Source organism: Actinomadura sp. HBU206391, from assembly GCF_014323665.1.
GTDB lineage: Bacteria > Actinomycetota > Actinomycetes > Streptosporangiales > Streptosporangiaceae > Actinomadura_C.
In genome coordinates, this window is record NZ_JABVEB010000217.1 from 1 (window position 1) to 8,926 (window position 8,926).

The window sequence follows — 8,926 nt, forward strand, 5'->3', positions numbered from 1 at the left end:
GGCAGCCCGGGCGGAAGGGCCGGGGCGATGCCGCTGTGGTGTCCCAGCATCGCCGCGCGCAGCCCCTCACGCAGCGCGATCGCGGTCGCGAGATCGTCGGCGCCGGCCGCAGAGGCGGCGGGTGGAAAGGCTGCGGGCAGCAGGCCGCGCTCCAGCAGCCAGCCGGTGAGTCCGGCGGGGCTGGCGAACTCGTCCACATCGCGTTCAAGATCGACCGTGTTGACGAAGTCCCTCAGCAGCAGGGCGGCGTCGGTCATCGTCCCTCCGAATTCAACACCAGCATAGAGTCTTGACCGGTTGCGTGACGAACGACACCGGCATAGCCTGTATACCGGTGTTTGGAGGTATTGCCATGGCGGCGACCCTGATGCGGATCTGGCGCGGCTGGACCAGGCGGTCCGATGCCGACGCCTACGAGACGTACCTGCTCCGCACCGGGCTGGTCGGCTACACCGGCGTCGAGGGCAACCGCGGCGTGCACATGACCCGGCGCGACGTCGGTGACAACACCGAGTTCTGCCTGGTCTCGCTCTGGGACTCCTGGGGCGCGGTCAGGAGTTTCGCGGGTGAGGATCCGGCACTGGCGGTGTTCTATCCCGAGGACGACCGGTTCCTGGTCGATCGCGAACTCGTCGTCAGCCACTACACGATCTTCGACAGTACCTGAGCGAGCCGCCGTACGCCCTCGGAGAGCTCGGCCTCGGTGGCGGCCGCGCTGTAGGTGAGCCGCAAACGCGGCCCGGGGGGCTCCGCGGGATAGAACGGCCGGCCCGCGCTCACCAGTACCCCGGCGCGCAAGGCCGCCTCGGTCAGCGCGACGTCGTCGACACCGGCCGGCAGCCTGGCCCACAGGTGCGCTCCTCCGGTGGGCCTCGTCACCGGCGTCTCCGGCAGATCCCGCGCGAGCGCGGCGAGCAGCGCGTCGCGCCTGCGGCGCAGCGCGGCGCTCACGAGCCTGAGGTGACGTGGCCAGCCCGGCGAGGTCAGCAGTTCCAGCGCGGTCTCCTGCAGCGACCTGGCGGGGAAGAAGGCGTCGACCATCTGCGTGGCGCGGATCCGCTCGGCCACCGGGCCGCGCGCGACCACCGCGGCGATCCGCATGCTCGGTGCGGTGCCCTTGGTGAGCGAGGCGATGTGCACGACCCGGCCGTCCTGATCGCGGGCGACCAGGGGGCCCGGTGCCGGATCGATCGCCAGATGCCGGGCGTAGTCATCCTCGATCACGAACGCGCCGGCCGCGCGGACCACCGCCAGCACCTGTTCACGGCGCTCGGCCGGCAACACCGCGCCGGTCGGGTTGTGGAACGTCGGCTGGCAGTAGAACACCCGGGATCCGGTCATGGCGAAGGCCTCGGCGAGCAGGCCGGGCCGGACGCCGTCGCCGTCCATGGGCACCGGCACCGGATGCAGTCCGGCGGCCCGTGCCGCGGCCAGCGCGCCCAGATAGGTAGGCGATTCGACCAGCAGAGGCGCGCCGGGCGGCAGCAGCGCCCGCAGTACGGTGGTGAGGGCGTCCTGCCCGCCGCCGCTGATCAGCACGTCGGAGGGCGACACGTCGCCGCCCAGGTCGCGGGCGAACCATGCGCGCAGTTCGGGCACACCGCTGAGCGGGGGGCGCCCCCAGGCGTCCGGACGCCGTGCCGCGCGGGTCGCCGCCGTGGCCAGAGCGCGGAGCGGTTGCAGTGATGGATGCAGGTACCCCCCGCTGAGCGCCACGGCGCCCTCGGGGGGCGGTGTCAGCAGGCCCCTGACGCCGCCGGCGTCGACCGTGCGGTCGCCGAGGGCCACCGACTGCCAGTCGAAGTCCGGCGCCCGGCCGGCCACCGCCGGCCGCCGGTCGGCGACGTAGGTGCCACTGCCCGGCCGGGTGACGACCAGGCCCTCGGCGGCGAGCACGCCGAGAGCGCGCGACACCGTGACGGGGCTGACCCGGTGACGCTCCATCAGCTCACGACTAGACGGAAGCCGCTCGCCGGGCCGCAGGCCCGAGATCTGCCCGCGCAGCGTGCCCGTCAGAATGGCGATACTGCTATCCTCATGCATGAGAATACAGAGTAGCGCTACTGAGAAGAGATCGATAGCGCTCCCGCCCCGAGGCGCCGGGCTGGGCCTGGCCGGGCTCGGCGTTCTGGCCTTCTCGTTCACCTTCCCCGCCACCGTCCTGGCCCTCGACGGCCTCGATCCCTACCTCATCGGCATCGGCCGGGCAGCGGTCGCGACGTTGCTCGCCGCCGTCGCTCTCGCGGCCGTGCGGGCGGTGCGCCCGCGCAGGGACCAATGGCCCGGGCTGGCCGCCGTCGGCCTCGGCGTCGTCTTCGGCTTCCCCCTGCTGTCCACGCTCGCGCTCGACCGCGGCGCCTCCGCGTCGCACGCGGCGGTGATCATCGGTCTGCTCCCCGCGGCCACCGCGGTCCTCGCGACGTTGCGCGCCGGCGAACGCCCGCCCCCCGCCTTCTGGGCGGCGACGGCTGCGGGGGCGCTGTGCGTCACGCTGTTCGGGCTCAGCCACGGCGGGGGCGGCTTCTCCCTGGCCGACCTCCTGCTGTTCGGCGCGCTGCTGGCCGGCGCGGTCGGTTACGCCGAGGGCGGGCGGCTGGCCAGAGACATGCCGGGCTGGCGGGTCATCTGCTGGGCGCTCCTGCTCACCGCGCCCGTGACCCTCCCGGTCACCGGATGGCTGCTGCTCACGGGCACCCAGCGCTGGAGCGGCGGCGCGCTGGCCGGCTTCGGCTACGTCTCGGCCGTGTCGATGTTCGTCGGCTTCTTCGCGTGGTACGCCGGGCTGGCCAGGGCGGGCATCGCCCGGGCCAGCCAGGTGCAGTTGGCACAGCCGGTGCTCACCCTCGTCTGGTCGGCGCTTCTGCTCGATGAGCGCGTCGACGCCGGTACCTGGGTCGCCGCCGTCGCGGTGCTGGCCTGCGTCGCCTGGACTCAGCAGGCGAGAGCCTCACGACCCTTGCGTGATGTGACGCCAGAGCGCACGATGGGTGCTGAGGTGTCATATCGTCGTGCCCGGCCAGGCGCCGCGCGTGGAAGAGAACGGGCAGGAGCCGTACGTGGACGAGAAGCCGACCGTCCCTGAGGGCGGGTTCTGGCCCGCTCCCGAGATCCCGCAGCCGAACATCTATCCGATGGAATGGCGGGTCGAGACGGAAAAACTCGCCGCCATCTACGAGAAGTCCAAGCGGATGGTGTGGAACCCCACCGACCTGCCCTGGGACGGCATCGATCCCGACGACTTCACCGTGGAACAGCGGCTCGGGATCATGTACTGGTTCTCCGTGCTCGCCAACTTCGACGCGTCCGGCCCGGCGGTCTTCGCCCGGGCCACGATCCACGCGTTCGAGCAGCACGAGGAGGACCCGGTCCGCAAGTGCTTCTTCTCGATCACCCGTGACGAGATGAACCACGAGGAGTGCTGCCAGCGGACCATCGCCAAACTGTGGCCGGGTGGACCGCTCGACTGGAGACCCTCCACCACCCTCGAGAAGGCGGCCCACAACAATATCGGCTGGCTTTACCACAATGGCGGGCGCTACTGGACCGGCTACTCGAATTCGCTTGGGAAATACTCGCTCGCGGTGCTCTTCACGAGTTTCATGATGGGCGAGATGGCCGCATCGACGCTGTTCCGCGGTATGGCCTCCGGTGCGCGCCATCCCGTCTTCCGGGAGATGTTCCAGCGGATCGGGCGGGACGAGTCACGGCATCTGCAGATCTGCGTGACGATTCTGGAGAACGAGTGGCCCGGGCTGACCGAGGACGTCAAGTCCCAGATCACCAGACAGCTGCGCGCCGGCTTCGTCTTCCTGTCGATGATCCTGTGGGAGCCGCCTGAGGGGTTCTGGGAGCTCCCGCCCTACTTCCTGGCCAACCACCGGGTACTGATGAACCACGCGCGCGACGCGGGCCTGGGCGTGCTGTCGTTCGACGAGCAGGCGGACAACTGGCGGGTCGCGATGGCCCGGGTCCAGGCGATCGTCGAGCGCTGGGGCATCGAGTTCCCGGCCATCCCGGAGCTCGATATCGAGGGCGTCAAGGTCGACGTCATCGACCCCGAGGACATCATTCCCGTGTTCTGATCGCGCCCGGGGCCGTGGGCCCCGGCGGTCCGGTCCGGCGGTCGCTGACCCCCGTCCGCGTTCCCGCGCTCGCGGGGAGTGGTGCCGGGAGGCTCTTGTGGCGGATCTCCCATGCCTCGATCAGCAGGAGGCCGTACCGTATGTGCACCTATGGGGACTGATACCGGCGGGAACACGGCGCGGGACACCGAGGACGGCTCGGCCGGGGCGAGGGATCGGCGGGGGACGGGCACGGGGCTCCGCCGACGGCTGCGACCGCTCCGGCTGCTGCGCCTGACGGCCTGGGCGGCCGCGTTCGTCTCCGGCCTGGTGGCGATCTTCCTGGTGCAGACGTGGCTGTGGTGGCAGCAGGAGCCGATCTCCGGCGGCACCGGGGCGAACGGGCTGTGGGCCAGGCACCAGTGGGTCGGCGAGCGGCACACCGAGGCCGAGTACCGCGCTCTCGCGGACACCGTGCGGCAGAACCGGATCACGGACGTGTTCTTCCACGCCGGTCCGTTCGAGGCCGACGGCACGGTTCCGCCGGCGAAGTACACCAACGCGAGGAACCTCATCGAGGCGATGCGCAGGCTGGCCCCCGGCGTGCGCTCGCAGGCCTACCTCGGCCAGATCCGGCGGGTGGGCGGGCACGGGATCCTCGACCTGGACAGCCCGGAGGTCCGGCGGGGCGTGCTCGCCACCGACAAGATCTTCCTTGACCTGGGCTTCGACGGCATCCACTACGACGTCGAGCCGGTCTATCCCGACGACGACTCCTTCGTGCGACTGCTCGACGACACCCGGGCGCTGACCCGTGCCCGGGGGAGGGTCCTGTCGGTCGCGCTCGAGCAGCTCACCCTCGTCGACGCGGCCCAGCCCGTCTACCGGGCGTTGATCCCGCGCGGCGGCGGTCTGCACTATCCGGCGCGACCCACCGAGGATTTCCTGCGCACGGTCGCCGATCGGGTCGACCAGGTGACGATCATGACGTACGACGTGTCGCTGCCGACCAGGTCGCTGGTGGGGCGGCATTTCGCCTGGCACACCGAGCGGACCCTGCGGCTGATCGGGGACCGGGTCACGGTCTTCATGGGCGTGCCGACCTACCGTCCCCTCATGGACTGGGCCGAGGACCTCGAAGGCGCCCTGCGGGGAGTGCGGCGCGGGGTCGACGCCCTGGACCGCCGCCCGGCCAGGCCGTACGGCGTAGGGATCTACGCCGAATGGACGACCAGCCCCGCCGATTGGGCCCGTTACCGGGCGGATTGGCTGAATAAATAGCCGTCTGTTACCGGTCATGCGAGAACCGTTCGCATAAGTAAGGACAATTTGGCTGGTCCGCCACCCCCGTTGTAACGTTCCGATTCATTCGTTTTCGCAGGTCAGATGCCTTGTTGCATCGCGGTGGCAGGCGGGTAAACATCGGGTCGTGACGCGGTAGTCGCAGCCCTTCCAGGGGCCTGTGGGGAGCGAGGTCGATGAGCATGGAGCACACTGCGCAGCAGGTGACTCACCGGCTCACGGAGCTGACCACCGAGTTCGCCGGCTGGCGGATCGGTCGTGGCGGTTCCGGCAATTGGTGGGCGGTCCGGGGCAACGAGCTCGTACGGACCGTCAACGTCGAGGAGTTGCGCGCCAGGCTCCGTGAACTCGCCGCGGCACAGCGCCGCCGGGAGGATCACGGGTAGCTCCGCAGGGGGTGGAGACGAGACGTCCGGAAAAGTCGCCGGAGTTGCGCCCGTAACGCGGGATTTGCGTGTCACGATGACGGAGTAGACGCCGCCGGTGATGCGTACCCCCGAGCGTGATCGCCGGCGGCGTCTTCCCATTCCCGCGAAGATCGCTCCGATCGATGAGACGCCGGGGCGCCCGAGGTCCCCGCGAGACGGCGGGACCGGTACCGTTCCGTTCATGGGACCCAGCACAACAAGCGACGCGCCCTTCGGCCGGATGCTGACCGCGATGGTCACTCCGATGACCGCGGAGGGCGCAGTCGATTTCGACGGAGCCGCGCGCCTCGCGACCCATCTGGTCGATGAGCAGCGCCACGACGGTCTCGTCGTCAGCGGGACGACAGGAGAGTCGCCGACGACGAGCGACGCGGAGAAACAACGGCTGATCGAGACCGTCGTCGCGGCGGTCGGAGACCGGGCCGCGGTGATCGCCGGAGCGGGCACCAACGACACCGCCCACAGCGTCGAACTGGCCCGGCAGGCCGAACGGGCCGGCGCCCACGGCCTCCTGGTCGTGACGCCCTACTACAGCAAGCCGCCGCAGGAGGGCCTGGTGCGGCACTTCACCGCGGTGGCCGACGCGACCGGGCTGCCGAACGTGCTCTACGACATTCCGGGTCGTGCGGGCGTCGCCATCGAGACCGAGACCCTCGTCCGGCTGGCCGAGCACCCCCGGATCGTCGCGGTCAAGGACGCCAAGGGCGATCTGTTCGCCGGCTCCGCGGTCATGTCCCGCACCGACCTGGTCTTCTATTCCGGCGACGACTCGCTCAACCTGGCGTGGCTGTCGATGGGCGCCGCAGGAATGATCAGTGTGGTCGGGCATGTCGTGGGCGCCGACCTCCATGAGATGATCGACGCATACCGTGCCGGTGATGCGGGCCGCGCCATCGCCATCCATCGGCGGCTGTTGCCCGTCGTCACCGCCATCATGACCCGTACGCAGGGCGTCATCGCTGTCAAGGCGGCGCTGAACCTGCTTGGCCGGCCCGGCGGGACAGTACGTCCGCCGCTCGTGGAGGCCACGCCGGAGTTCGCGGCGCGACTGCGTGAAGATCTAGTGATAGGGGGAGTCAAAGTGCCGGAGGACAGTTCGTGAGCGTACCGAACGAGGAATCCAGCGATATCGCGGCGGGCCCGTACGGGGCCCGGTCGCGGCGCGAGGTGAGCGCGTGAGTCATCCTCACCCAGAGCTCGGGGCCCCGCCGCCGCTTCCTTCGCAGGGGCTGAGGATCGTGGCGCTCGGCGGTCTCGGCGAGATCGGCCGGAACATGACGGTCTTCGAGTTCGGCGGAAGACTGCTGATCGTTGACTGCGGCGTGCTCTTCCCCGAGGAGGAACAGCCGGGCGTCGACCTGATCCTGCCCGACTTCGAGTACATCAGGGACCGGCTCGACGACGTCGAGGCGGTCGTCCTGACCCACGCGCACGAGGACCACATCGGCGCGGTGCCGTACCTCCTGCGCGAGCGGCCTGACATTCCGCTCGTCGGTTCGCGGCTCACCCTCGCCCTGATCGAGGCGAAGCTGACCGAGCACCGGATCAGACCGGTCCTGCGGCAGGTCGCCGAGGGCGAGCGCCTCAACATAGGGCCCTTCGACTGCGAGTTCCTCGCCGTCAACCACTCGATCCCGGACGCCCTGGCGGTCGCCATCCGCACGCCCGCGGGCCTGGTCCTCGGCACCGGCGACTTCAAGATGGACCAGCTCCCGCTGGACGGCCGGCTCACCGACCTCGGCGGGTTCGCCCGGCTCGGGGCCGAGGGCATCGACCTGCTGATGTCGGACTCGACCAACGCCGAGGTCCCCGGCTTCGTCACGAGCGAGCGTGACATCGGCACGGTGATCGACGACGTGGTCAGGACGGCGGAGAAGCGGGTGATCCTCGCCTGCTTCGCCTCGCACATCCACCGCGTGCAGCAGGTTCTGGACGCTGCGCACGCCAACGGCCGCAAAGTCTGCATGGTCGGCCGCTCGATGGTGCGCAACATGGGGGTCGCCCGCGATCTCGGCTATCTGCGCGTTCCCGCCGGCCTCATGGTCGAGCAGAAGCAGATCGACGACCTGCCGCCCGAGAAGATCGTGCTGATCTGTACGGGCTCGCAGGGCGAGCCGATGTCGGCGCTGTCGCGGATGGCCAACCGCGATCACCAGATCCGCATCACCGAGGGCGACACGGTCGTTCTGGCGTCGTCGCTGATCCCCGGCAACGAGCACGCGGTCAACCGCGTCATCAACGGGCTCACCCGCTGGGGCGCCCGGGTCGTGCACAAGGGCAACGCCCTCGTGCACGTCTCCGGGCACGCGCCCGCCGGAGAGCTCCTGTACGTGCTCAACCTCACCAAGCCGGGCAACTTCATCCCCATCCACGGCGAATGGCGGCATCTGCGGGCTCACGCCCGCCTGGCCGAGCTGACCGGCGTGCCCAAGGAGAACATCGTGATCGCCGAGGACGGCGTCGTGGTGGACCTCGTCGACGGGCAGGCCAAGATCGTCGGTGCGGTTCCTGCGGGCTACGTCTACGTCGACGGGACCTCGGTCGGTGAGATCACCGAGACGTCGCTGAAGGACCGCCGGATCCTCGGCGAGGAGGGGTTCGTCTCGATCGTCGTCGCGCTCGACTCGACCACGGGCAAGGTCGTGGCCGGGCCCGAGATCCACGCTCGCGGCTCCGGCATCGACGCCGAGGGCTTCGACGAGGTCATCGCGCGGATCGAGAGCGTGTTGCAAGAGGCCGCCGCCAACGGCGTCAACGACGTGCACCAGCTGGGCCAGATGGTCCGGCGCGCCGTCGGCAAGTGGGTGAGCGACTCCTACCGCAGGCGACCGATGATCATTCCGGTGGTCGTGGAGGTCTGACCGGCGCTCCGGCGCAGCGTGCAGGACCTTCGTGCAGGACCTTCGTGCAGGGCCTTCGTGCAGGGCCTGCTCGCGGAACGCCCACAGGGTCACGTCCGCCGCGGGCGTGACCCTGCGGGCGTCCGCCCGCGGTCGCCGGTCGTGGCAGCGATTTCGCGGTGATTGCCTGATCGCGGGTGGATAAGAGGCGACACGCCGTGGTGCCACCATGGAACCCGCCGCGGTCGTGGCTAGTCTCACCACCATGGCAACACGTGCGTCCGGGGGATCGAAG

9 protein-coding genes are annotated in these 8,926 nt (G+C 70.1%); 7 read left to right on the forward strand and 2 right to left on the reverse strand.

From position 1 onward, the window contains the following. The coding region (locus tag HKK72_RS31590) for an ABATE domain-containing protein (RefSeq protein WP_187238095.1) at nt 1-257 on the reverse strand (257 nt) is incomplete at its 3' end. A gap of 95 nt (nt 258-352) precedes the next feature. On the opposite strand from HKK72_RS31590, the gene HKK72_RS31595 reads away from it, so the two are divergent. Then, entirely contained in the window at nt 353-667 is a 315-nt protein-coding gene (locus tag HKK72_RS31595; protein WP_187238096.1) for an antibiotic biosynthesis monooxygenase, read from the forward strand. On the opposite strand, the gene HKK72_RS31600 is transcribed toward HKK72_RS31595, so the two are convergent. After that, entirely contained in the window at nt 643-2,043 is a 1,401-nt protein-coding gene (locus tag HKK72_RS31600; protein WP_187238097.1) for a PLP-dependent aminotransferase family protein, read from the reverse strand. The genes HKK72_RS31595 and HKK72_RS31600 overlap by 25 nt on opposite strands. Between HKK72_RS31600 and HKK72_RS31605 the strand changes: the two genes are divergently transcribed. From HKK72_RS31605 to HKK72_RS31630, 6 genes are all read left to right on the forward strand, one after another. Beyond that, on the forward strand, nt 2,042-3,082 hold the full coding sequence (locus HKK72_RS31605; protein WP_187238098.1) for a DMT family transporter: 1,041 nt from the start codon (nt 2,042-2,044) through the stop codon (nt 3,080-3,082). The two genes, HKK72_RS31600 and HKK72_RS31605, sit on opposite strands and share 2 nt — an antisense overlap. Further along, on the forward strand, nt 3,030-4,082 hold the full coding sequence (locus HKK72_RS31610; protein ID WP_261987400.1) for a ferritin-like domain-containing protein: 1,053 nt from the start codon (nt 3,030-3,032) through the stop codon (nt 4,080-4,082). The genes HKK72_RS31605 and HKK72_RS31610 overlap by 53 nt, the downstream gene beginning before the upstream one ends. A gap of 150 nt (nt 4,083-4,232) precedes the next feature. Further along, a complete protein-coding gene (locus HKK72_RS31615) occupies nt 4,233-5,342 on the forward strand; it encodes a hypothetical protein (protein ID WP_261987401.1) in 1,110 nt (369 codons plus the stop codon). Nucleotides 5,343-5,539: 197 nt separating this feature from the next. Continuing rightward, nucleotides 5,540-5,749: a hypothetical protein gene (locus HKK72_RS31620; RefSeq protein WP_187238099.1), complete on the forward strand. Its 210-nt coding sequence runs from the start codon at nt 5,540-5,542 to the stop codon at nt 5,747-5,749. Between the two features lie 223 nt (nt 5,750-5,972). Beyond that, a complete protein-coding gene (dapA, locus tag HKK72_RS31625; RefSeq protein WP_187238100.1) occupies nt 5,973-6,893 on the forward strand; it encodes a 4-hydroxy-tetrahydrodipicolinate synthase in 921 nt (306 codons plus the stop codon). A 73-nt stretch (nt 6,894-6,966) separates the two neighbouring features. Continuing rightward, entirely contained in the window at nt 6,967-8,652 is a 1,686-nt protein-coding gene (locus HKK72_RS31630; protein WP_187238101.1) for a ribonuclease J, read from the forward strand. Nucleotides 8,653-8,926 lie beyond the last annotated feature (274 nt).

What these genes read in the sequence shown, in the direction of transcription:
- HKK72_RS31615 (WP_261987401.1), top strand. Translation starts at nt 4,233, where the DNA reads ATGGGGACTGATACCGGCGGGAACACGGCGCGGGACACCGAGGACGGC.
- HKK72_RS31605 (WP_187238098.1), top strand. Translation starts at nt 2,042, where the DNA reads ATGAGAATACAGAGTAGCGCTACTGAGAAGAGATCGATAGCGCTCCCG.
- dapA (WP_187238100.1), top strand. Translation starts at nt 5,973, where the DNA reads ATGGGACCCAGCACAACAAGCGACGCGCCCTTCGGCCGGATGCTGACC.
- HKK72_RS31600 (WP_187238097.1), bottom strand. Translation starts at nt 2,043, where the DNA reads ATGCATGAGGATAGCAGTATCGCCATTCTGACGGGCACGCTGCGCGGG.
- HKK72_RS31595 (WP_187238096.1), top strand. Translation starts at nt 353, where the DNA reads ATGGCGGCGACCCTGATGCGGATCTGGCGCGGCTGGACCAGGCGGTCC.
- HKK72_RS31620 (WP_187238099.1), top strand. Translation starts at nt 5,540, where the DNA reads ATGAGCATGGAGCACACTGCGCAGCAGGTGACTCACCGGCTCACGGAG.